Genomic DNA, 22188 nt, shown 5'->3' with positions numbered 1-22188 from the left:
GCTCAAGGTGTCGAGGTCAGTTTGGGGTAGAGCAGCAGGGTCAGTTCGCCGCGGTCGTAGCGGGTGGCGTCCTTGGGCAAAATTGCCAGCTCGCGCTTCTCGCTCTGGGTGCGCACCCGCAGCAGCATGGCCACCGAGCCGCTCTGGCGCTGGCGGGCCAGCCACGGGTTGATGGTGTCGACGTTCTGCGAGCGGCCCTCGGCGTCGGGGTAGCCCAAGCCGTACTGGGCCTCGCCGATCACGTCGTACAAGACCACGTGAGGACGGCCGGTGTGCCAGGCCATGCCGGCGGCGGCGCCCAGTTCGTTGCTGACCAGGGTGTCGGCCTGGCGCAGTTCGTCCAGGTGCTGGGCGGCGAAGGTGTCGGGCATTTCGCCGTCGGTGATGCGGTTGGGCACCGCTGCCGGCAGCACGGCCACGAACACCAGCATGGCCAGGGCCGGGGCCAGGTAATGGCGCAGTGGCTTGGCCGCGGCCATGGCGTTGGCCACCACGAATACGCCCAGCGCCAGGCCGATCAGCAGCAGGTGCAGGGGTTCGTCCACGTACAGCGGCCGTTTGATTTGCAGGCCGGCCAGCACCAGCAGGGCGCTGCCGCCCAGCACCAGGTTGAACAAGGCGTTGGCCCGTGCCCAGCGCCCGGCGCCTTGTTGCACCTGGTCCACCAGGGCATGGCCGATCAGCAGGGCCAGGGGCAGCAGGCACGGCATGATGTAGGTGGGCAGCTTGCCGCGGCTGAGGCTGAAGAACACCAGCGGCAGGGCGAACCACAGCAGCAGGAACATCACCGGCGCCGTGCGCCGCTGCTGCCAGCCCTGGGCCAGCGCCTTGGGCAGCCACAGGGTCCAGGGCAGCGCGGCGGCCGCCAGGATCGGCAGGTAGAACCAGAACGGCCGGGCGTGCTGGGCGTCGTCACCGGCAAAGCGGCGCACGTGCTCGTGCCAGAAGAAGAACCGCCAGAAGTCGGGCTCCTGCTGGTGGATGGTCAGCGCCCAGGGCAGGGTCAGCACGGTGCACACCGCCACGGCCAGCCAGCCGAAGCGGATCAGCTCCGGCAGGCGACGTTGCCAGGCCATGTAGGGCAGGGCGATCAGCACCGGCAACAGCAGGGCCAAGAAGCCCTTGGTCATCAGGCCCATGGCGCAGGCGGCGCCCAGCAGGGCCCAGGCCAGCAGGCGCTGGCGCCCGCCGGTGCCATCCAGCGCATACCACAAGGTCACCAGGCTAAGGTTCACCCACAGGGTGAACAGCGGGTCGAGGTTGGCGTAGCCGGCCTGGCCGGCCACCAGGCCGAAGCTCATGTAGATCAGCGCGCAGGCCAGGCGCTTGGCCGGCGACTGCCACAGGCGCCCGGCGATCAGCCAGGCCAGCAGGCCGCTCAGGCCCAGCGCCAGCGCCGAGGCGATGCGCACGCCGAACAGGTTCTGGCCGAATATTGCCTGGCCCACGGCGATCAGCCAGTAGCCACCCGCGGGTTTTTCGAAATAGCGCAGGCCCATGAAGTGCGGCGAGGCCCAGTGGCCTGTCATGAGCATTTCCTGGCTGACCTGGGCGTAACGGGTTTCGTCGGGAATCCACAGGCCATGGAAGGGCAGGGGCAAGACATACGCCAGCACGAAGGCGGCCAGCACAATAAACAGCGCATGGCGCGCCGTGGCGGCACGGGACAGTTCCGCCGGGGTGCGGGTTATTGATATATCCATCTTCAACGGTCCGGGAAAGGGCAACGCATGCCTGTAAGGCACAAGCGTGTTACACCAGTAGTAAGGGGCAGCAACTATAGAGTAAGCAGTGCCCCCGCAAAGGTGATGAAACTTTGGATTACAAATTATTCTGCTTGGCACTTAATTGCAGTTGCGCCAGGGTCTTGGGCCAGGCGTCCGCGTTGACCACACCGAGGATCACGGCCTTGCCGTGCTCGTCCAGGGTCAGCACCAGGGCGCTGTTGTATTCGGCGCCCGCCGCATGGGGGTAGCCCAGTTGTTTCTCGACATGGCCGATGCAGCCGCTGTGGGTGACGGCCACCAGGTTGCGCTCCGGCACCTTGTGGGCGATGACGTTCTGCAACAGCGAGGTGTCGCAGTTGGCCAGCCATTCGGGGGCGGCAATGCCCTGGCCAAACATGTACTGGGCGGTCTGAGCGGTACGGGTAAGGGGGCTGGTTAGCACGTCGGCGTGGCCCATGCCCAGGGTTTTCAGGGCCTGGCCCACTGTGGTGGAGGTGTCGCTGCCCACCTGGGTGATGCCGTCGGCAGGGCCCAGGCAGGTATTGCTGGAGCGGTCGCAGCGCTCGGCATGGCGCACCAGCATGATCACGTCACCTGCCTGCCAGTGGCTGAGCAACCCCTGGCTGACGGCGTTGTGGCCGCTGCCCAGGTCCGTTGGCGAGCGGTGCAGGTAGCTGAAAGTGCCCAGCACTGCGGCCGTCACGGCCACGGCGGCGGCCGCGATCAACGCCTTGTGGATCACGGCACGGCGCCGTCCTGTGGGCGCTGTGGTGGCAGCCTGTGCGCTGACGCTGTGAGCCATGGGAACACTCCTGCGGGAAAGTTAAACTGTTGTTCAGCTATTTACCGCAAGTTGTGTGACAGCTTGCGCGGCTGGGATGGGCAGGAAGTTAAAAGGCGGGCCGTTGCATTGCGATGAAAAAGATGTAAAAAAATCGGTGTAGGCGGAGGAGCGGTTGGATAAGTCGGGGTGCGTTAAGCATCCGTTAAGGTAAATGTGAAAAAACTGTGCTAACTGGAATTGTTTTGTATTAATTAAACGGTCACTTTTAATTAGGTTCAAACATAAGGGAGCGCCTCAGTCGTCAATCCGATCGCGCACTTCCCAGCCCTCTGGTGCGCCGGTCAGCATCGGGTTCAGGCCGGCGATGAACGCCGAGGTATAGGGTGTGGCCAGGTGTGCTTGGTGAGCGGCGCCATCGGCCCAGCGTTCGTGGATCACGAAGGCGTTGGCGTCATCGCTTTGCTGGTAGACGTTGAATACCAGGCAGCCGGGGGCCAGGCGCGATTGCTCGACCACCCCGCGCACGGCGTCGATGAAGCGCTGGCGCTGGGCCGGCCGGGTGCTCAGGCGCACCACGATGTTCTTGCTGGCAGCCGGGGCATCGATGGCCTTGCGCGCGGGGGCGGGAAGCTCAGGCACCGGCTGCAGGGCGTACAGGCGTTCGGGGCGGGTGAGGGCGGCGGGTAGCAGCGCGGCCACCTGGGGCGGGTTCTGGTGCGTCTCGTAGGCCGCCTGGTCGCGCCAGCTTTCCAGCACCACCAGGGTGGCGTCGGTGGTGCCCAGGTCGAACATGATGTTGGCCGGGGCTGCACGGCTGGCCTGGGCGTTGGCGCGCATGGCAGCGAGGTAAGCGTCGCGGGTGGGCGCCGCCAGCGTCTGGATGTGCAGGTACTGCACCTCGCCCTCATCCCCCCGCGCAGCGCCCAGCACCAGCATCCCGGCCAACAACGTCGCCGCAAACCTGCCCATGGCATCCCCCAAATCAAAAAACTGTAGCAGCTGCCGCAGGCGGCGTCCGCATGCCTCGCGGTGCCAGCGGGAATACGCGGCGCCGGTGGACGCGGCCTGTGGCCGCTGCTACAGAAACCGCGTTGCAAACGACGCGATCGGCGGGTTGCGCACGGCCCCGTAGCAGCTGCCGCAGGCTGCGTCCGAATGCCCCGCGGTGCCAGCGGGAATACGCGTCGCCGTTGGACGCGGCCTGTGGCCGCTGCTACAGCAACCGCGTTGCAAACGGCGCGATCGGCGGGTTGCGCACGTCCCCGTAGCAGCTGCCGCAGGCGGCGTCCGAATGCCCCGCGGTGCCAGCGGGAATACGCGTCGCCGTTGGACGCGGCCTGCGGCCGCTGCTACAGAAACCGCGTTGCAAACGGCGCGATCGACGGGTTGCGCACAGCCCCGTAGCAGCTGCCGCAGGCTGCGTCCGAATGCCCCGCGGTGCCAGCGGGAATATGCGGCGCCGGCGGACGCGGCCTGCGGCCGCTGCTACAGAAACCGCGTTGCAAACGACGCGATCGGCGGGTTACGCACGTCCTCGTAGCAGCTGCCGCAGGCGGCGTCCGAACACCCCGCGGTGCCAGCGGGAATACGCGGCGCCGGCGGACGCGGCCTGCGGCCGCTGCTACAGAAACCGCGTTGCAAACGACGCGATCGGCGGGTTGCGCACGTCCCCGTAGCAGCTGCCGCAGGCGGCGTCCGAATGCCCCGCAGCTACGGGTGCTGGGCGAAACTCGCCAGCACATCTTCCGCGAACGCCCGTTGCGCTTCACTGACTCCTTGGCCACGACGCCCGGCCAGGTAGAACGGCACGTCGAACAGCGCCTGCGCCTGCTCGATGGCGCGCAACAGACCCTTGTCCACCCACGGCTGGGCGTAGTGGCGGGGCAGGTAGCCAATGTGCCGCCCGGAGAGAATGAACGCCAGGGTGCCTTCCACCTGTTCCGAACGCGCCGTGCTGTTGGCCATCAGCTGCGCTTCGCGGTTCTGCAGGAAGCGGTAGGGGTGTTCAACGCGGTCGGCACCGCGCAGCAGCTCGTCGGCATCGCCTCCGGCGCCAAACAGCGGGTGGCCCTGGCCGCAGTACAGCTGTTGCACCTCGGTGAACAGCGGCCGGTAGTCGAACGCCGTCTGGCCCCTGGAGAAGTAACCGATGGCCAGGTCCAGGCGCTGCTCCAGCAGCAGGCGCTCCATGTCCGCCGGCATGGTGCTGAGCAGTTCGATGCGCACCGATTCGTCGCGCTGGCGGAAGCGCTGCACCGCCAGGCCCAGGCGCTGGATGACGCTGGGGTCGAGCGCCTCGGAGAAGCCCAGGCGCACCTCGCCCAGCAGGCGCCCGGCAACGCCGTTGGATTGCTGGCGGAACTGTTCGATGGACGCAAACAGCGTGCGCGCCGCCAGCAGCAGCTGTTCGCCCTTGGCGGTCAGGCGGAAGCCGGCCTTGCCACGGCTGCACAGGCGGTAGCCCAGGCGGGTTTCCAGGCGCGCCATGTGCTGGCTGATGGTGGGCTGGCTCAGGCCCAGCGCGCCTTGGGCCGCGCTGAAGCCGCCCGCTTCGACCACGCTGACGAACAGGCGCAGGTGGTGCAGATCCAGATCGTGCAGTTGGCCCAGCATCAAACATTGCTCCGCTTGAATGTCAGCTTCCGTGGTTCGGTATTTTTTCAATTTAAACCGCGCCACATCATCAGCGCACATCCTTTCTCGAGAGATCCGTCATGCGCCCATGGTTACTGATGCTGTCCTTTGCGCTGGCCTTGCCGGTGCAGGCCGAAGACAAGGTGGTCAACCTCTACAGCTGGGCCGACTACGTCAGCCCGCAGACCCTGCAGCGCTTCGAGCGGGAAACCGGCTACCAGGTGCGCTACGACACCTTCGACACCCCCGAGGTGCTGGAGACCAAGCTGCTGACGGCCGCCAGTGGCTACGACGTGGTGGTGCCGTCCAGCAGCGTGCTGGCGCGGCTGCTCAAGGCCGGCGCCTTGCAGCCCACGGGGCAGCAGGGCATGCCTGGCTACGGCAACCTGGACCCGGACCTGCTGGGCAAGGTCGCCGCCGTGGACCCCGGCAATCGTTATGCGCTGCCCTACACCTGGGGCACCCTGGGCCTGGGCGTGAACCTCGAGGCGGTGCGCAAGCGCCTGCCGGACGCGCCGCTGGACAGCCTCGACCTGCTGTTCAAGCCCGAGTACGCCAGCCAGCTCGCCGATTGCGGTATCTCGCTGATCGACTCGCCCCAGGAGGTCATCGGCCTGGCCCTGCATTACCTGGGCAAGGACCCCTACAGCACCGACAAGGCCGACCTCGACGCCGCAGCCGCGCTGCTGCACCGCCTGCAGCCCTACGTCAGCTACGTCGCCAACGGCCGGCAGATCAACGACCTGGCCAACGGTGCCACCTGCCTGGCGCTGACCTACAACGGCGACGCCGCCACGGCCGCCGACCAGGCGCACAAGGCCAACAAACCGTACCAGGTGCAGTACCACATACCGCGCGAAGGCACGCTGATCTGGCAGGACAACCTGGCCATTCCCAAGGACGCCCCCCACCCCGAGGCCGCGCGTGCCTTCATTGCCTTCATGCTGCGCCCCGAGTCGGTCGCCGACCTGACCAACACCCTGTTCTTCGCCAACGCCAACCAGCAGGCCACGCCGTTGGTGGACGAAGCCGTGCGCAACGACCCCGACATCTACCCCGGCGCGCCCATGCGCCAGCGCCTGTACGCCGACCAGAGCATGAGCCTTGCCGCCATGCGCCAGCGCACCCGCCTGTGGACCGCGTTCCGCAGCCGCGAACAATAAAAAAGGAGCACACCCATGGAACAAGCTTTCGACAATGACCAGGCCCTGACCCGCCCCAGCCTCTACGGCACGGCGGCGGAAAGCACTTACGGCGGCATTACCAGCTTCATGCGCCGCCGCTACAGCCGCGACCTCACCGGCGTGGACCTGGTGGTCAGCGGCGTGCCCTTCGACACCGCCACCAGCAACCGCCCCGGCGCGCGCTTTGGCCCGCGGGGCATCCGCAACGCCTCGGTGCAGTCAGCGTGGGCGCGCCACTGGCCCTGGCAGTTCGACCCCTTCGACCACCTGGCAGTGATCGACTACGGCGACTGCAGCTTCGACCACGGCCGTCCCGAGTCGGTGCCGGCCAGCATCCAGCAGCACGCCGAACACATCCTCGGCGCTGGATGCGCGATGCTGACCCTGGGGGGCGACCACTTCATCACCTACCCGCTGCTGGCCGCCCATGCCAAGGTGCACGGCCCGCTGTCGCTGGTCCACTTCGACGCCCACAGCGACACCTGGCCGGACGAGGAGGGCCAGCGCATCGATCACGGCACCATGTTCTACCACGCCGCCCGCCAGGGCCTGGTCGACCCCGGCCGCTCGGTGCAGATCGGCCTGCGCACCACCAACGACGACACCCTGGGCTTCCAGGTGCTGGACGCCCGCCAGGTCCACCGCCAGGGCGTCGACGCCATCGTCGCGGCCATCCGCGAGCGGGTCGGCGACCATCCGGTCTATTTGACCTTCGACATCGACTGCCTGGACCCCGCGTTCGCCCCCGGCACCGGCACCCCGGTGTGCGGCGGCCTCAGCACCGTGCAGGCGCTGGACATCCTTGGCGGCCTGCGCGGCATCAACCTGGTGGGCATGGACCTGGTGGAAGTGGCACCTGCCTATGACAGCGCCGAGATCACTTCGCTGGCAGGGGCGGCGTTGGCGATGGAGATGGTGTGTTTGTATGCGGCGCGCCACTGCCACCTGACCACACCTCCGTAGCAGCTGCCGCAGGCTGCGTCCTGAGCCTACGGGGTGGCCCAGACGCAGCCTGCGGCAGCTGCTACGGGGGTGCTTGCGTCGTTTGCATCAGGGTTGTTTGGTGGGTTTCGGGTCTTTCGCCGGGTTGTCGATGGGCGGCGGGTGGGGTGGGTCGGTGGCGGGGTCTTCGAGGTCTGGCGAGTCGGGGTCGAACCCCAGGTCGTCGTCCTTGTCGTGGGGCGTATCGCGTGTGGATGTGGCCATGTGGGTGTCTCCTTGAGCGGCTACGGGGCATCCGCACCTACCGTTGAGAAGCCCGCAACTGCCCCAAGTGCCGCGAACCAGACGGGTGGCAGCCCAGCAGCTTGCACCGGCGGAAGAGAGTAGGCAGGATAATGGCTATGTGATATCTCCCACTCCGCGAGGATACAGCCATGGCCCTGCGTATTCGGAAGTTCTCCCAACACGTCAAACTCGAAATGGGCGGCGCCCAGGTGGGGTCCAGCCTGATGGTCGCGCTGATTTTCGGCGGCATAATCTGGGCCATTTTCAACTGAGGCAGCGGCTGTGCGGGCCGCCTGTGGCGGCCCATGACGATCCGTCGCGGGCACTGGTTCTGGAGCTGTCGCGCTTTCCGTGGCAAGGTACGCGCCAAAGACGGGAACGCCAGCCATGGTTGGCGTTGCCCCAGCACGTGCAACGCTGACACTGGAAACCCGCATGCCCGATTCAACGGCGACCTCGCCGCACGCCCCCGAGCCCACGCTCAAACGCAACCTGTCCAACCGCCACATCCAGCTGATCGCCATTGGCGGCGCCATCGGCACCGGCCTGTTCATGGGCTCCGGCAAGAGCATCAGCCTGGCCGGCCCGTCGATTTTGTTCGTGTACATGATCATCGGCTTCATGCTGTTTTTCGTGATGCGCGCCATGGGCGAGCTGCTGCTGTCGAACCTCGAATACAAGTCGTTCATCGACTTCGCCACCGACCTGCTGGGCCCCTGGGCCGGCTTCTTCACCGGCTGGACCTACTGGTTCTGCTGGATCGTCACCGGCATCGCCGACGTCATCGCGGTGTCCAGCTACGCGCACTTCTGGTTCCCCGATGCGCCGCAATGGGCACCGGCCCTGGCCTGCGTCGGCCTGTTGCTGGCGCTGAACCTGATCACCGTGAAGCTGTTCGGCGAGATCGAGTTCTGGTTCGCCATGATCAAGCTGGTGGCCATCGCACTGCTGGTGGCCACCGGTATCTACCTGGTGGCCAGCGCGCCGGCGGCGGTGGCGGGGCACGGCCCGAGCCTGGCCAACCTGTGGAATGACGGCGGCCTGCTGCCCCACGGCTGGATGGGCTTCTTCGCCGGCTTCCAGATCTCGATCTTCGCCTTCGTCGGCATCGAGCTGGTAGGCACCGCAGCGGCCGAGACCAAGGACCCGCACCGCACGCTGCCACGGGCGATCAACTCGATTCCGGTGCGCATCATCCTGTTCTACGTGCTGGCGCTGATCACCATCATGGCCGTCACCCCGTGGCGCGAAGTGGTGGCCGACAAGAGCCCGTTCGTGGAGCTGTTCCTGATTGCCGGCTTCCCGGCTGCGGCCGCCTGCATCAACCTGGTGGTGCTGTCCTCGGCGGCGTCGTCGGCCAACAGCGGTATCTTCTCCACCAGCCGCATGCTCTTCGGCCTCGCCGGCGAAGGCCACGCCCCGCGCTCGTTCCAGCGCCTGGCCCGCAGCGGCGTGCCGGCCAACGGCCTGCTGTTCTCCTGCGCCTGCCTGCTGCTGGGCGTGGTGGTGATCTACCTGGTGCCCGACCTGATGCAGGCGTTCACCCTGGTCACCACCTTGTCGGCGCTGCTGTTCATGTTCGTCTGGACCATCATCCTGGTGTCGTACCTGGCCTACCGCAAGCAGCGCCCGCAGCTGCACGCAGCGTCCAACTACCGCATGCCCGGCGGCCGCCTGATGTGCTGGGTGACCCTGGCGTTCTTCGCCGGCGTGCTGTGCCTGCTGACGCTCAAGGACGACACCCGCCAGGCGCTGTGCTTCGCGCCGTTGTGGTTCGTGATATTGGCGGTTGCCTATCCCTTCGTGCGCAAGCGCACGGCGCTGGCCACGCTGGCCAGCGAGTGAGGGAAGAGGAGGGCGGCCAGCGGTCGCCCTTTTTTTTCGCCTGGCAGTCTGTGCTACGCTGAAACCGGTTTCAAATGGACTCCGGAGGCCCCCATGTTGCGTCGTCATTTCAGCCAACTGGCCGCCCTGGCGCTGGTTGGCAGCTGGAACAGCCTCACCGTCGCTGCGCCGCAGGCGGTGCAGGCCCTGCGCCTGCAGCGCAACGGCTGGGTGCCCAACAACCCGCGCCTGCCGGTGCTGGTCTACCCCCAGGCCATCGCCGTGCACGGCAGCGACCCGGCGGCGCTGTTCGAGCGCACCTTCGCCGCCAACGGCTGGCCGCCACAATGGCGCTACGGGGTGTTCGACTACCACCACTACCACACCGAAGGCCACGAAGTACTGGGCGTCGCCAGCGGCAACGCACGGCTGATGCTGGGTGGGCCGGATAGGCATGTGGTGCAGGTGAGCGCCGGCGATGTGCTGCTGTTGCCGGCCGGCACCGGCCATTGCAACCTGGGTTCCAGCGACGACTTCCTGGTGGTGGGCGCCTACCCGCCGGGGCAGCACGCCGACATCTGCCGGGCGGCGCCCACGGCGGCGCAACAGGCGCGCATCGACGGCTTGCCGTTCCCCGACAGCGACCCGGCGCAGGGCGCTCAAGGCGCGGTGAAGCAATATTGGCTGCCAGCGCGCAACACGTAGCAGCTGCCGCCAGGCTGCGTCCGGCTATGGCGCGGACGTGAGTGTGTTCGGACGCCGCCTTTGGCCGCTGCTACGGGTGCCTGGCGCGATTGCCTCCCGGCGTGCACTGAAGATTTCCGGCGTGGAAAAGGGCCAGCGCAGCCTTCGGCAGCGGCTACACCGAACCCGCGTAGCCGCTGCCGCAGGCGGCGTCCGCCCCACGCGGTGTGCCGGGTTCGGCGCGTTGCTAATGACTCGAAGGGATAGTCGACGAAAATATCCTGATTGGCGAAGCGCTCGCCTTTCTCAATGGGCATTGGCTTCCCCCGCTGCGTTGTAAAAAGTCTTGGTCTGTTCGGCTCATGGGCCGCATGAAGATGGAATTATCCGTTTACGAATTCAATAGGAAATGCCCTACAACTTCGGAGATAATCGCCTTACACGTTACAAAATGGCGCTTGCTGTGAGCCTCTGTTGGGGGGTAATTTCCCGTCGCCGCTGCTTATCAGCGGCCAGGCCTGGAAGCCTGAACAGCGAAAGGTGCCACAGCGTTTTCCCTTTATGGTGGCTGTGCGTGGGAGGCCTCGGCCTGCCGGGATCCTTTTGCCTCGGTTTTCCAGCCTGCGTACAGCTGCCACCCCTTCGCCTGGAAACGAACGTGGCAGCTTCAAGGTAAAAGGAGCTTTGCCATGATCGAATCCACTCCCCACCCACCTGAGCCAAGCGAGCCGCTGGCTGCCTCCGATTGGCTGACGGCATTTCAGCCCTTCAGCCCCTGTCAGGGTGATACCCCGTTGTTGGCCGTTCGCGCCGGAATGCCAGCAGATGAGACGCTTATCCAGGCCTGTGAGTACCTGAAAGGAGTGAGTGCCGGTGCTGCAGAACTGGTGGAGAACGCCCCACCGGGACTGCGTGCCTTGGCACGCATGGTTGAGCACAGTAGCGAAATTTCACGCGCTTTGGTGGAGGCCTGCATAGCGGGCTTGCCCCGTCGGCCCTGACCCCACCTGGCCGCAGCGGCTACGCCTTCGAGGCAAACACCCCGCTCAGCACGAACGAATAGCGCTCCGGCCGGATGTGGAAGGTGGTCCGGTCGCAACAGCGGTCATTGGCGAACCACGAGGTGCGCTCCATCACCAGCAACGCTGCCCCGCGCTTCACCCCCAGCGCACTGGCCAGGGCCTTGTCGGCCTGCTGGGCGCGGATGGCCATGTCGGCGCGGGCCACGGCGCTGCCGGTGACGGTGTGCAGCACCGAGTAGATCGGCTGCTGCTCCACCTCTTCCCATACCACGCTGGCCAGCTGCGCCGGCAGGTAGCTGCGGCCCAGGGCGATGGGTTCGCCGTCGACATAATGCAGGCGCTCCACGCACAGGCATTGCGCGGCGCCTTCGAATAGCTGGCGCAGGGCGTCCGGGGTGGGCACCAGTTGCTGGCCGATCACCCGCATGCTGGGCTGCAGGCCCTGCAACAACAAGGCTTCGTGGAAGCTGCGCAGGGCATCCAGGCCGTGGCGCACCTGCTTGGCGGCGGCAAAGGTGCCCTTGCCCTGTTTGCGCTCCACCACGCCGTCGTCGCACAGCTTGCCCACGGCCAGCCGCACGGTCACCCGGCTCACGCCAAAACGCTGGCCCAGTTCGGCTTCCGAGGGCAGCTTGCCGCTGGGCTCGAAGGCCCCGCGCTGGATTTCGTCCAGCAGTTGCTGGGCAATTTGCTCGTAGAGCGAGGTGGTGCTGTCACGAAGGATGGACACGGCTGGGCTTCCGTTGCTTCTAAGGTTATGAAAATACAATCTTGGTCTAACTTGTATTAATACGTATTATGTCAGGCAATCCATTGTAAACCACCTGACTGCGCTTGCCATGCCCCTGACTCCCTTTGTTTCGCCGCCTGGCGCCAACGCGCTCAGCGTGGACGCCATCCGCTTCAGCTACGCCAACGGCCACACGGTGTTCCAGGATTTCAGCCTGAGCGCGCGGCCGGGTGAGTTCGTCGCTATCCTCGGGCCATCGGGGTGCGGCAAGACCACCTTGCTCAACCTGCTGGCCGGCTTCCAGGCGCCGTCCGCCGGGCAGATCCACATCAACGGCAAGCCGGTGAAGCCCGAGCTGGCCGAGCTGGGCTACGTGTTCCAGGCGCCGCAGTTGTTCCCCTGGCTCACGGCGTTGGAGAACGTGCGCTTCGGCCTGCGCATGGCCGGGCAGGGCAGCGAAGCCGAGCAGCGCCACAAGGCCCTGGGCTACCTGCGCCTGGTGGGCCTGGAACACGCCGCCCAGCGCCTGGCGCACCAGCTGTCCGGCGGCATGCAGCAGCGGGTGTCCCTGGCCCGCACCCTGGCGCTGGAGCCAGGGGTGCTGTTGATGGACGAGCCGTTCGCGGCGCTGGACGCCATCAGCCGCAACACCATGAACGAAGAAACCCTGCGCCTGTGGGCCGAGCTGGGCCAGACCGTGCTGTTCATCACCCACGACATTGACGAGGCGGTGTTCCTCGCCGACCGGGTGATTGTGCTGAACATCGCCCCCGGCGGCATTCACAGCGAGCTGGCCATCGACCTGCCGCGCCCGCGCAGCAACCGGGTGACCCGCCGCCTGCCGGCCTTCCTCGACTACCGCAATGAGCTGATGGAGCGCATCTCCCAGGTCATGGCGCAGTCCCCCAGTGCCATTCCCGCCCCTCCCTTGCCCGAGACCCCCGCATGATCAGAACCCTTCTGCTGGCCGCTTCGCTGTCGGCCCTGGCCACCAGCGCCTTCGCCGCCGACAAACCGCTGCGCATCGGCTACGTGTTCGCCATGGCCAACGCCCCGGCGCTGATCGCCGACAAGCAAGGCTTCTACAAACAGGAAGGCCTGGACGTCGACCTCAAGGCCCTGGGCGACGGCCCGGTGATCCAGCAGGCGCTGGCTGCCGGCGAGCTGGACGTGGCCTACGTGGGCACGCCGCCGGTGTACCAGTGGTACTCGCGCGGCCTGAAAAGCACCATTCTGGCCAAGGTCAATTACGGCCAGGCGGCCGTGCTGGTGGGTGACAAAAGCCCGATCGCCAGCCTGCAGGACCTTGCGGGCAAGAAGTTGGCGGGGGTGAAGAAGGGCAGCGGCATGGACGTGCTGCTGCGCGGCTACGTGCTCAAGGACAAGGCCGGCCTGGACCCGGACCACGACCTGAACATCATCGACATGCCGCCGGGCAACATGAACGCCGCCCTTGAGCGCGGCATCGTCGACGCTGCCTTCGCCTGGGAACCCTTCGTCAGCCAGGCCGAGCTGCGCGGCACCGCGCGGGTGCTGTTCGACGTCAACCAGGCGCTGCCGCAGTACCCCTGGTACGTGGTCATCGCCTTGCCGAAAACCCTGCAGGAACGCCCCGACGACGTGGTCAAGCTGCTGCGCGCGCACCGCAAGGCCGTGGCGTTCCTCAATGACCACCCGGCCGAGGCCAACCGCATCATCGCCGACGCCTTCCGCCTGGAGCCGGTGCAAGGCGCCGACGGCACCACCATCAGCCCCGAGCAGATCGTCGCCCGGGCGCGCACCCGCCTGGGCTGGTCGGCGGAGTTGAAACCCACCGACCTGGCGTTCATCCAGCGCCTGATGAACGACTCCAAGGCCCTGGGCTTCATGGATGTCGACATGACCCCGGCGCAGCTGGTGGACACCTCGTACCTGGAAAAAGCTTCGCACTGAGCCGCTCATGACCTTACCGAAACCAAATTGGGGCTGGGCCTCGCTGCCGTTCCTGCCGCTGGTGTGGATTGCCCTTGCCAGCCGTTTTCCCAGCTACGTGCTGCCGCAGCCGTGGGTGGTGGCCCACGAGGCCACGCGCTGGCTGGCCGACGGCTCGCTGCTGGTGCAACTGCGCGCCAGCCTGCTGGAAGAACTGGCCGGCTTCTGCGCCGCGGTGCTGGTGGCGGTGCTGCTGGGCAGCGCGGCAGGCCTGTCGCGGCATTTTCGCGACTTTGTCGCGCCGCTCAACAGCCTGTTCATGGCTATTCCGCCCATCGCCTGGGCGCCGCTGATCCTGATCATTTTCGGCCTGGGATTCTTCTCCATCGTGCTGGTGATCTTCATCGCCGCCGTGTTCCCCATGGCCGTGACGCTCCAGGAAGGCGTGCAAGGCATTCGCGGCGGCGAAGTGCGCGCCGCTCGCACCCTGGGCGCCAGTCGCTGGCAGCTGCTGGCCCATGTGTACCTGCCGGCGTCGCTGCCGTTTCTCACCGCGGCGCTGCGCATCGGCTTCAGCCAGGGCTGGCGGGCGCTGGTGGCGGCGGAAATGATCGGCGCCTCCCAGGGCATCGGCTGGATGGTGTCCATGGGCGGGCAGATCGGCAACAGCAGCCAGGTGCTGCTGGGCATCGTGCTGATCGGCCTGCTGGCCTGGCTGATGGAGAGCCTGGTGTTCCGCCGCATCGAACGTCACTACCAGGCCTGGCGCGTCAACTGACCGGCCTGCTTTTCCCGAATTGATCACTGCAAGAGGTGTCACGTGAGCACTACTTTCGATCCGCGCGAAGCCGGTCATTACATTGCCCCCCAGGGGCTTTATGAGCGCAACAAGGCGCGGCCATTCCTGGGCGCCATCAGCTGCGACCGCCACACCCTGGTGGCCGGCCAATGGGACGAGATCACCCTGGTGTACGAAGTGGGCGGCAGTGGCCTGGCCGACGGCGCCTGGCTGAAGCTGGCGTTCAAGTTCTACTCCGACTGGGCGCTGTTCCAGACCAGCAACCCGGCGGGCGCCAACTACGTCAGCGCCGAATACCAGGCCGGTGAGCTGGTGCCGGGCCAGAGCCAGGCCACGGTGCAGCACCTGAAGGCGCGCTTCGACCAGAAGGGCCACGAGCGGCCGTTCCAGAAGGCGCTGATCATCGACATCGTCGACGGCTACCTGAACCCCGGCGACCGCATCGTCATCCGCCTGGGCGACCGTCGCCAGGGCGGCGCCGGCACGCGGGTGCAGAGCTTCGTCGAAAAAGGCTTCCAGATGCGCCTGTTCATCGACCCGCTGGGCAGCTCGAAATTTGCCGAGGTGCCGGGCGACCTGCTGCTGGACATCGTGCCGGGGCCGGCCAGCCACCTGCAGGTGATCGCGCCACGCTTGATCAGTGCGGGCGAGGCCTTCGACGTGCTGGTGCGCGCCGATGACGCCTGGGGCAACACCTGCGGGCAGCTGCCGCTGGCCGGCGTGCTGAGCCTGGTAGGGCCTGAGGGCGCAAGCCGCGAGGAACCTTTTGTGCTGGCCGAGCAGGGTTGGGCGGTGGTGCGCCTGGCCGCGCTGCAGTTGCAGGGGCTGGGCGAATGGCAGCTGCGTGCGCGCGTCAACCACCCCGGCGTGGCGCCCAGCGTGGCGTTCGTCACGGTGGATGCCGCCGGCGCCGGCCTGCGCCCGCTGTACGCCGACCTGCACGTGCATTCCGATGACACCGTGGGCACCAACGACACGCTGTACAACCTCAGCTACGGCCGCGACGTTGCCGGCCTGGACGTGCTGGGCTACACCGCCAATGACTTCAACATCACCGAGCAGCGCTGGGACCAGGCCGTGGCGCTGATCAGCGAGCTCAACGAACCGGGCCGCTTCGTCTGCTACCCGGGCACCGAATGGTGCGGCAACTCCTGCGCCGGTGGTGACCGCAACGTGGTATTCCTGCACGACCGCAAGCCCGAGTTCCCGTTCGACAACCAGGGCCGCCTGGTGCGCTCCTTCGAGTGGAACGAGTTCACCGCCGGCACCATCAAGCCCGGCGCCTGGCCGGTGGACGAGCTGTACGCTGCCTACGCCAAGGACCCTGAAGGCCACCTGATGATGCCCCACGTGGGTGGCCGCCGCTGCAACCTGGACTGGCACCACCCTGAGCTTGAACGCCTGATTGAAGTGGGCTCGGCCTGGGGCCAGTTCCACTGGGTGTATGCCGAGGCGCTGCAGCGCGGCTACCGCGTCGGCGCCGCCGCCAACAGCGACGAACACCAAGGCCGCTGCGGCGGTGGCGTGCCGGCGACGGCGGTGTTCGGCTCGCGCGGCGGGCTCACCGGCGTGCTGGCCAGCGGCTTCGACCGCGCCAGCGTCGGCAAGGCCTTGCGCGCACGCCGCACCTTCGCCACCACCGGCGAGCGCACGTTCGCCAGCCTGCGCCTGGGCGAGCATTTGATGGGCGAGGTGTGCAGCGCGCCGGCCAGCGCCACCCTCGACTACCGCCTGCTGGGCGACAGCGGCTGGGAGCAGGTGGATCTGTTCGACGGCGAGCAACTGATCTGGTCGCGCAACCTGCACCAGGAACTGGGCCTGTCCAGCCAGCGCATCCGCCTGCGCCTGGGCGGCGCGCGCATCAAGGACCGTTACCGCGGTGCCTACTGGACCGGTGAAATCCAGATCACCGGCGCGGTCATCAAGGGCTTCACCACCCAGGGCCTGGACCACCCCGAACAGACGGTCTGGCGCCAGGACGCCACGCGGCTGGCGTTCCGCACCGACACCAATGGCGACACCGACAGCATCGAGCTGGAGCTGTCGCAACTGGCGGGCGCGCGCATTCAGGTGCGCAGCCGCATCGACAACTACGTCAAGGTCGGCGACCCGTCACAGCCACAACCGTTCGTGCATGCCCCAGGGGTGGACATCGACCTGAGCGGTGATGCGCTGCTGGCCGCCGGCGAGCACATCCAGCGCCTGCCGGGCGCCGAGTTGCAGGTGTCGCTGGAACGCATGACCCAGGCAGCGCTGCCGCGCGAACTGCAGGGCCGCATCGCCTTGGGCGAGCTGGGCCTGGCGCCCACCCGTGAGCATCCGTTGTTCATCTGCGCGCGCCAGCGCGACCAATCAAGGGTGTGGACCTCGGCGCTGTTCCTGAGCGTGCCAGCTGAATAGGTGCGGTGTGCGCCGGATTTCGCGTAGCCGCTGCCGATAGGCCGCGCTGGCCCCTGAGTGCGCTGAAGATTTCCAGTGTGGACAAGGGCCAGCGCAGCCTTCGGCAGCGGCTACAAACCGCGTTGCCTGTCTCGCACTACAGGCTGTACGCAACCCCCGGGGTAGGCGTACAGGACCTCGGCGTTGTTCCTGAGCGTGCCAGCTGAATAGGTGCGGTGTGCGCCGGATTTCGCGTAGCCGCTGCCGACAGGCTGCGCTGGCCCCTGAGTGCGCTGAAGATTTCCAGTGTGGACAAGGGCCAGCGCAGCCTTCGGCAGCGGCTACAAGCCGCGTTGCCTGTCTCGCACTACAGGCTGTACGCAATCCCCACCTGCACCGTCCGCGGCGCGCCGGGGTAGGCGTATACGTTGCCGAACGCGCCTTCTTCGTAGTAGCGGTTGAACAGGTTCTTCACGTCCAGGTTCAGCCGCACGTGTTCGTTGACCTTGTAGTAGCCCAGCAGGTCGAACACGCTGTAGCCGGCCATGGCGAACGCGGTGTTGGCGGTCTGCCCGGCGCGCTCGGCCACGTAGCGGCCGCCGGCGCCCAGGCCCAGGCCCTTGAGGCTGCCGTCCTGGAACTCGTAGACGTTGAGCAGGCTCAGGCTGTTGCGCGGGATGTTGGCCAGGCGGGTGCCCGCACGCAGGGTGTTGTCCTTGGTCACCTCGGCATCGACGTAGGCGTAGCCGCCGGTCACCCGCCACTCGGGGGTAAGGTTGCCCGCCACGTTGATGTCCAGGCCACGGCTGCGCACCTGGCCGGCGGCGACGCTGTAGCTGCTGTCCACCGGGTCGGTGGTCAGCACGTTGCGCTTGTCGATCTGGTAGACGGCGGCGTCGACGCTGAGCGGGCGGTCGAGGGATTGCCACTTCACCCCCAGTTCCACCGACTTGCCTTTCTCCGGGGCAAAGCCTGCACTGCTGGTGCTGCCGCTGGTGCTGCCGCTGGCGGGGCGGCTGGCGCCGGTGTTGGGCTTGAACGAGCGGGCGGCGTCGGCATACACCGCCAGGCTGTCGGTCAGGTCGTAGATCACTCCCACGCGCGGGGTGACCGCGTTGTCGGCGGCGGTCCAGTTGCGGCCGCCGGCCACGTAGGTTTCGTAGTCATGCTCGAAACGCTCGAAGCGCGCGCCGGCCAGCACTTTCAGGCGCTCGGTCAGCGCCACCTGGTCCTGGACGAAGGCGGCGTAGGTCTTGAGGTTTTCCTTGTCGTGGGTGGGGGTGCGCGTGAGGGCCGGGCGCGGCTGGCCGTACGCCGGGTCGAAGAGGTCGATGGGGTAGGCGCCGACCGCGCCGCTGGAGCGCTGGATGATCGACTTGTAGTCGTAGGTTTCGACCTCGATGCCGGTCAGCAGCGTGTGCTCCAGGCCGCCGGTGGCGAAATGGCCGGAGAGGTTCAGCTGGCTGTCCTTGTCGGTCCATTCCAGCTTGCGGTAATTGAAGTTGCGGCCCAGGGTGCGGCCGTCGGCGCCGATGCCGTTGGCCTCCACGGCGTTGCCGGCCAGGGTGCCGTCCAGCCACTGGAAGCCGCCGCCCAGGGTCCAGTTGTCATTGAGGAAATGCTCGAAGCGCAGCTGGGCCATGTTGTTGTCGTTGTGCAGCTTGCCGGCGTCTTTCTCGCCGAAGAAGGTCGAGCGCGAAGCCGTGCCGAGCTGCCCAGGGTAACGGGTCACGCCGCGGTCCAGCGGATGGTTGTTGCGCATGAAATCGCCTTCGAACACCACCTTGGTGTCGTCGCTGACCTGCCAGCTCAGCACTGGCGCAACGCCGTAGCGCTCGGTCTGCACGTGGTCGCGGAAAGTGTCGCCACCTTCGCCCACCACGTTCAGGCGGTAGGCCAGGCGGCCTTGTTCGTCCAAGGGGCCGCTGGCGTCCAGGGTGCCGCGGCGCATGCCCTGGCTGTCGACCTGGCTGCCCAGGGTCACGGCGGGCGCGGCCAGCGGCTGCTTGGACACCACGTTGAACGTGCCGCCGGGGTCGCCACGGCCGTACAGGGTCGTGGCCGGGCCGCGCAGCACCTCCAGGCGCTCGATGGTGTTGGCGTCGGGCATGTTCGGGTAGCCGCGGTTGACGGGGAAACCGTTGCGGTAGAACTCGCCCGTGGTGAAGCCACGCACGGTGAAGGTGGTCAGCCCCTGGCCGCCGAAGTTGTTGGCGCGGCCCACGCCGCCGGCGTAGTCGAGGGCGTCCTGCAGGCGGGTGGCGCCGATGTCGTCGACCACGTCGCGGGTCACCACGCTGATCGACTGCGGGGTGTCATGGATAGCGGTGTCGGTGCGCGTGGCGCTGGCCGAGCGGGTCGCCAGGTAACCGGTGACCGGGCCCTGGGCGCTTTCGGCGTCGGCGATGCCGGTGATGGCGGTGGCCTGGAGTTCCAGCTGGCCGTTTTCAGCGCGGGTTTCTTCCGCCCACGCAGCAGGGGCGAGCACGTGCAGCACGCAAAGGGGGAGCAGGGTACGACGCATGGATCGGGGTCTCGACAGGGAGTCTGGGAGGGTCGGCGTCCGTGCCGTAGATTGTATCGAAATGATAACAATACGTAGATACAAATGACATTCGTTATTGTTTGTCATGTTGTTGCAAGAACCCGTAGCAGCGGCCCCCAGGCCGCGTCCCGCCCAACTCAAAAAAACACAACACTTGAAATAGTTCGTATACTGAGCATATCGTAATGGCGCGTCGCATCCCTTCAATAACAACAAGGACAACGCCCCATGCAATTCCACCTCAACGGCTTCCAGCCCGGTGACCCGGACCTTCATCCCGCCGCCTGCGGCGATACCACCGCGCTGCCCGAAGCGGTCGATGTACTGATCGTCGGCAGCGGCCCCGCCGGGCTGGTGCTGGCGGCCCAACTGGCCCGGTTTCCCGGCATCGTCACCCGCGTGGTCGAGCGCCGCGCCGGTCGCCTGCAACTGGGCCAGGCCGACGGCATCGCCTGCCGCAGCGTCGAGATGTTCCAGGCGTTTGGCCTGGCCGAGCCGCTGCTGCGCGAGGCCTACTGGGTCAATGAAACGGCGTTCTGGCGCCCGGCTGCGGCCGACCGCCAGCGCATCGAGCGCACCGGCCGGGTGCAGGACACCGAGGACGGGCTGTCGGAATTCCCCCACGTCATCGTCAACCAGGCACGTATCCAGGATTACCTGCTGGACAGCATGCTCAAGGGCCCCCAGCGTCTGGCGCCGGACTACAACCTGGCGCTGGCGCACCTCACCCGCGATGAGCATCCCAGCCACCCGGTGCAAGCCACCTTGCAGCGCACCGACGGTGGGCCTGAGGTGCAGGTGCGCGCCCGCTACCTGGTGGGTTGCGACGGTGCCCGCAGCCAGGTGCGCGCGGCCATCGGCCAACAGCTGCGCGGCGATGCCGCCAACCACGCCTGGGGCGTGATGGACGTGCTGGCAGTGACGGATTTTCCTGACGTGCGCCTGAAGGCCGCGGTGCAGTCGGCGGCGGGCAACATGATCCTCATTCCGCGCGAAGGCGGGCACCTGGTGCGCCTGTACGTGGACCTGGGCGAGGTCACCGAGGGCAACCGCGCGGCCATTCGCGCCACGGCGGTGGAGGCGTTGATTGCTACCGCGCAGCGCATCCTGCAGCCGTATGTGCTGGAGGTGAAAAGCGTGGTGTGGTCGTCGGTGTACGAGGTGGGCCAACGCCTTACCGACCGTTTCGACGACAGCGTGGACGCCGCCGGGCGAGTGCGCGAGCCGCGGGTGTTCATCGCCGGCGATGCCTGCCATACCCACAGCGCCAAGGCCGGGCAGGGCATGAACGTGTCCATGCAGGACGCCTTCAACCTGGGCTGGAAGCTGGCGGCGGTGTTGCAGGGGCGTAGCCCGGCGTCGCTGTTGGCCAGTTATTCGCAAGAGCGCCAGCCGGTGGCCCAGGAGCTGATCAACTTCGACAAGGAGTGGTCGGCGATGATAGGGGCGCCGCCCAAGGACCCACTGAACCCGGCCGCTGGCGGCGTCGATCCCAGCGAGCTGCAGGCCTATTTCGTCCAGGCCGGCCGCTACACCGCCGGCGTTGCCACCCGCTATCGGCCGGGGCCATTGACCGGGCAGGGCACCTGGCAGGCCCTGGCCAGTGGCTTGCCAATCGGCGCGCGGTTCCATTCTGCGCCGGTGCTTCGCCTGGCGGATGCCCGGCCTATGCAACTGGGGCACGCTGCAGAGGCAGACGGGCGCTGGCGGCTGTATGCCTTCGCCGATGCTTCGGGGCAGGCGCTGGTGGGGCTGTGCGAGTACCTGCTCAATGACCCTGGCTCGCCGGTGCGGCGTTTCACCCCGGCCGGTGCTGACCTGGACAGCGTGCTGGATGTGCGTGCCGTGTACCGCCAGGCGCTGCCCGTCGAACAGCTGCCGGCCCTACTGCTGCCGCGCAAGGGTTGCTTCGGGTTGATCGACTACGAGAAGGCCTTCGTCGTCGACCCGGCGGCCGACATTTTCGCCCTGCGCGGCATCGACCCGGTGCACGGCGCGCTGGTGCTGGTGCGGCCTGACCAGTACATCGCCCATGTGCTGCCACTGGACGGCCACGGTGAACTGGAGGCATTCTTGCAGCCGATTCTTGTTCCGCAATAGAAGGCAGTCCACTGTGCCGCTTGACGCTCACCCTCGCATTCTCGTGCACACCGGCAGCCTGATACGCCGGGCGCAACAACGCCACGTCGCCATCTGGCAGCGCGAAGTGTCCACGGAAGTCACCAGCGTGCAGTACGCGGTGCTGCTGGTGCTGGAGCAACGCCCCGGCATCAGCCAGCGCGAGCTGGGCGACGAGCTCGACCTGGACCGCTCCACCATCGCCGAACTGGTGGCGCGCATGGTGCGCAACGGCGTGCTTGAGCGGGTGGGCGACCCTCAGGACAAGCGCCGCAACACCCTCTACCTGACCGCGCCCGGCCGGGCGCAGCTGGGCGAACTCAAGCCGCGGGTCGCCAACGTCGAACAGGTGCTCACCCAGCACCTGAGCAGCGAAGAGCGCGAGCAACTGCGCGGCCTGATGGAACGCCTGCTGACCCCCCTCCCGTAGCAGCGGCCAAAGGCCGCGTCCGGCCACGCCGCGCTGTGCCTGAAAATACGCGGCGCATTCGGACGCGGCCTGCGGCCGCTGCTACGCGGTGTTGCGCGCGCATTATTTCGCGTAGCAGCGGCCGCAGGCGGCGTCCGGCCACGCCGCGTTATTCCGGAAGACACGCAGCGCATTCGGACGCGGCCTGTGG

20 protein-coding genes are annotated in these 22188 nt (G+C 67.1%); 12 read left to right on the top strand and 8 right to left on the bottom strand.

Annotation, left to right across the window (positions count from 1 at the left end; translation table 11 throughout):
- Window positions 1-2 precede the first annotated feature (2 nt).
- From arnT to AC0Z2B_RS22350, 4 genes are all read right to left on the bottom strand, one after another.
- Entirely contained in the window at window positions 3-1703 is a 1701-nt protein-coding gene (gene arnT, locus AC0Z2B_RS22365) for a lipid IV(A) 4-amino-4-deoxy-L-arabinosyltransferase (protein WP_476299515.1), read from the bottom strand.
- A 118-nt stretch (window positions 1704-1821) separates the two neighbouring features.
- Complete coding sequence (gene pmrG / locus AC0Z2B_RS22360) at window positions 1822-2529, bottom strand: lipopolysaccharide core heptose(II)-phosphate phosphatase PmrG (RefSeq protein WP_476299513.1); 708 nt, start codon at window positions 2527-2529, stop codon at window positions 1822-1824.
- A 276-nt stretch (window positions 2530-2805) separates the two neighbouring features.
- A complete protein-coding gene (locus tag AC0Z2B_RS22355; protein WP_476299512.1) occupies window positions 2806-3480 on the bottom strand; it encodes a putative quinol monooxygenase in 675 nt (224 codons plus the stop codon).
- Between the two features lie 741 nt (window positions 3481-4221).
- A complete protein-coding gene (locus AC0Z2B_RS22350; RefSeq protein ID WP_476299510.1) occupies window positions 4222-5124 on the bottom strand; it encodes a LysR family transcriptional regulator in 903 nt (300 codons plus the stop codon).
- Between the two features lie 101 nt (window positions 5125-5225).
- Between AC0Z2B_RS22350 and AC0Z2B_RS22345 the strand changes: the two genes are divergently transcribed.
- Both AC0Z2B_RS22345 and speB read left to right on the top strand, forming a co-directional pair.
- A complete protein-coding gene (locus AC0Z2B_RS22345) occupies window positions 5226-6308 on the top strand; it encodes an extracellular solute-binding protein (RefSeq protein ID WP_476299508.1) in 1083 nt (360 codons plus the stop codon).
- Between the two features lie 15 nt (window positions 6309-6323).
- Window positions 6324-7292 carry an agmatinase gene (gene speB / locus AC0Z2B_RS22340; RefSeq protein WP_476299506.1) on the top strand — a complete coding sequence of 323 codons (969 nt, stop codon included), beginning with the start codon at window positions 6324-6326 and terminating at the stop codon, window positions 7290-7292.
- Between the two features lie 87 nt (window positions 7293-7379).
- Here the strand turns inward: speB and AC0Z2B_RS22335 are convergent, their stop codons facing one another.
- Window positions 7380-7535: a DUF6021 family protein gene (locus AC0Z2B_RS22335; RefSeq protein WP_476299504.1), complete on the bottom strand. Its 156-nt coding sequence runs from the start codon at window positions 7533-7535 to the stop codon at window positions 7380-7382.
- A 170-nt stretch (window positions 7536-7705) separates the two neighbouring features.
- On the opposite strand from AC0Z2B_RS22335, the gene AC0Z2B_RS22330 reads away from it, so the two are divergent.
- The 3 genes from AC0Z2B_RS22330 (at window position 7706) to AC0Z2B_RS22320 (ending at window position 10085) form a co-directional block, all read left to right on the top strand.
- The gene (locus AC0Z2B_RS22330; RefSeq protein WP_476299503.1) at window positions 7706-7828 is read left to right on the top strand and encodes a hypothetical protein; all 123 of its coding nucleotides are present in this window, start codon (window positions 7706-7708) and stop codon (window positions 7826-7828) included.
- 163 nt (window positions 7829-7991) lie between these two features.
- Window positions 7992-9401 (top strand): D-serine/D-alanine/glycine transporter, encoded by a 1410-nt coding sequence (gene cycA / locus AC0Z2B_RS22325; protein ID WP_476299501.1) that lies wholly within the window; start codon window positions 7992-7994, stop codon window positions 9399-9401.
- A gap of 93 nt (window positions 9402-9494) precedes the next feature.
- Entirely contained in the window at window positions 9495-10085 is a 591-nt protein-coding gene (locus AC0Z2B_RS22320) for a cupin (RefSeq protein WP_476299499.1), read from the top strand.
- On the opposite strand, the gene AC0Z2B_RS22315 is transcribed toward AC0Z2B_RS22320, so the two are convergent.
- Window positions 10040-10381: a hypothetical protein gene (locus AC0Z2B_RS22315; RefSeq protein WP_476299497.1), complete on the bottom strand. Its 342-nt coding sequence runs from the start codon at window positions 10379-10381 to the stop codon at window positions 10040-10042. The two genes, AC0Z2B_RS22320 and AC0Z2B_RS22315, sit on opposite strands and share 46 nt — an antisense overlap.
- Window positions 10382-10753: 372 nt before the next feature.
- Here AC0Z2B_RS22315 and AC0Z2B_RS22310 point away from each other — a divergent pair, with 372 nt between their 5' ends.
- Window positions 10754-11065, top strand: a complete 312-nt coding sequence (locus tag AC0Z2B_RS22310; RefSeq protein ID WP_476299496.1) for a hypothetical protein — start codon at window positions 10754-10756, stop codon at window positions 11063-11065.
- A gap of 19 nt (window positions 11066-11084) precedes the next feature.
- On the opposite strand, the gene AC0Z2B_RS22305 is transcribed toward AC0Z2B_RS22310, so the two are convergent.
- Window positions 11085-11816 (bottom strand): GntR family transcriptional regulator, encoded by a 732-nt coding sequence (locus AC0Z2B_RS22305; RefSeq protein WP_476299494.1) that lies wholly within the window; start codon window positions 11814-11816, stop codon window positions 11085-11087.
- 109 nt (window positions 11817-11925) lie between these two features.
- On the opposite strand from AC0Z2B_RS22305, the gene AC0Z2B_RS22300 reads away from it, so the two are divergent.
- Genes AC0Z2B_RS22300 through AC0Z2B_RS22285 form a run of 4 tightly spaced genes read left to right on the top strand, consistent with a single transcriptional unit; the run spans window position 11926 to window position 16926 of the window.
- On the top strand, window positions 11926-12765 hold the full coding sequence (locus AC0Z2B_RS22300; RefSeq protein ID WP_476299492.1) for an ABC transporter ATP-binding protein: 840 nt from the start codon (window positions 11926-11928) through the stop codon (window positions 12763-12765).
- Window positions 12762-13748, top strand: coding sequence for an ABC transporter substrate-binding protein (locus AC0Z2B_RS22295; RefSeq protein WP_476299490.1), 987 nt, complete (start codon window positions 12762-12764; stop codon window positions 13746-13748). Before AC0Z2B_RS22300 ends, AC0Z2B_RS22295 begins: the two co-directional genes overlap by 4 nt.
- A gap of 7 nt (window positions 13749-13755) precedes the next feature.
- On the top strand, window positions 13756-14505 hold the full coding sequence (locus tag AC0Z2B_RS22290; protein ID WP_476299488.1) for an ABC transporter permease: 750 nt from the start codon (window positions 13756-13758) through the stop codon (window positions 14503-14505).
- Window positions 14506-14547: 42 nt separating this feature from the next.
- A complete protein-coding gene (locus AC0Z2B_RS22285; protein ID WP_476299487.1) occupies window positions 14548-16926 on the top strand; it encodes a hypothetical protein in 2379 nt (792 codons plus the stop codon).
- A gap of 346 nt (window positions 16927-17272) precedes the next feature.
- Here the strand turns inward: AC0Z2B_RS22285 and AC0Z2B_RS22280 are convergent, their stop codons facing one another.
- The gene (locus AC0Z2B_RS22280; RefSeq protein ID WP_476299485.1) at window positions 17273-19429 is read right to left on the bottom strand and encodes a TonB-dependent siderophore receptor; all 2157 of its coding nucleotides are present in this window, start codon (window positions 19427-19429) and stop codon (window positions 17273-17275) included.
- A 249-nt stretch (window positions 19430-19678) separates the two neighbouring features.
- Here AC0Z2B_RS22280 and AC0Z2B_RS22275 point away from each other — a divergent pair, with 249 nt between their 5' ends.
- Together AC0Z2B_RS22275 and AC0Z2B_RS22270 are read left to right on the top strand one after the other, a co-directional pair.
- Window positions 19679-21550 carry an FAD-binding monooxygenase gene (locus AC0Z2B_RS22275; protein WP_476299483.1) on the top strand — a complete coding sequence of 624 codons (1872 nt, stop codon included), beginning with the start codon at window positions 19679-19681 and terminating at the stop codon, window positions 21548-21550.
- A 13-nt stretch (window positions 21551-21563) separates the two neighbouring features.
- Window positions 21564-21998 carry a MarR family winged helix-turn-helix transcriptional regulator gene (locus tag AC0Z2B_RS22270; protein WP_476299481.1) on the top strand — a complete coding sequence of 145 codons (435 nt, stop codon included), beginning with the start codon at window positions 21564-21566 and terminating at the stop codon, window positions 21996-21998.
- Window positions 21999-22188: the final 190 nt, after the last annotated feature.

The organism is Pseudomonas sp. GYB4201, from assembly GCF_056312595.1.
The sequence above is the reverse complement of the archived record's forward strand: the minus strand, read 5'-3'. Positions and strand labels throughout refer to the sequence as shown.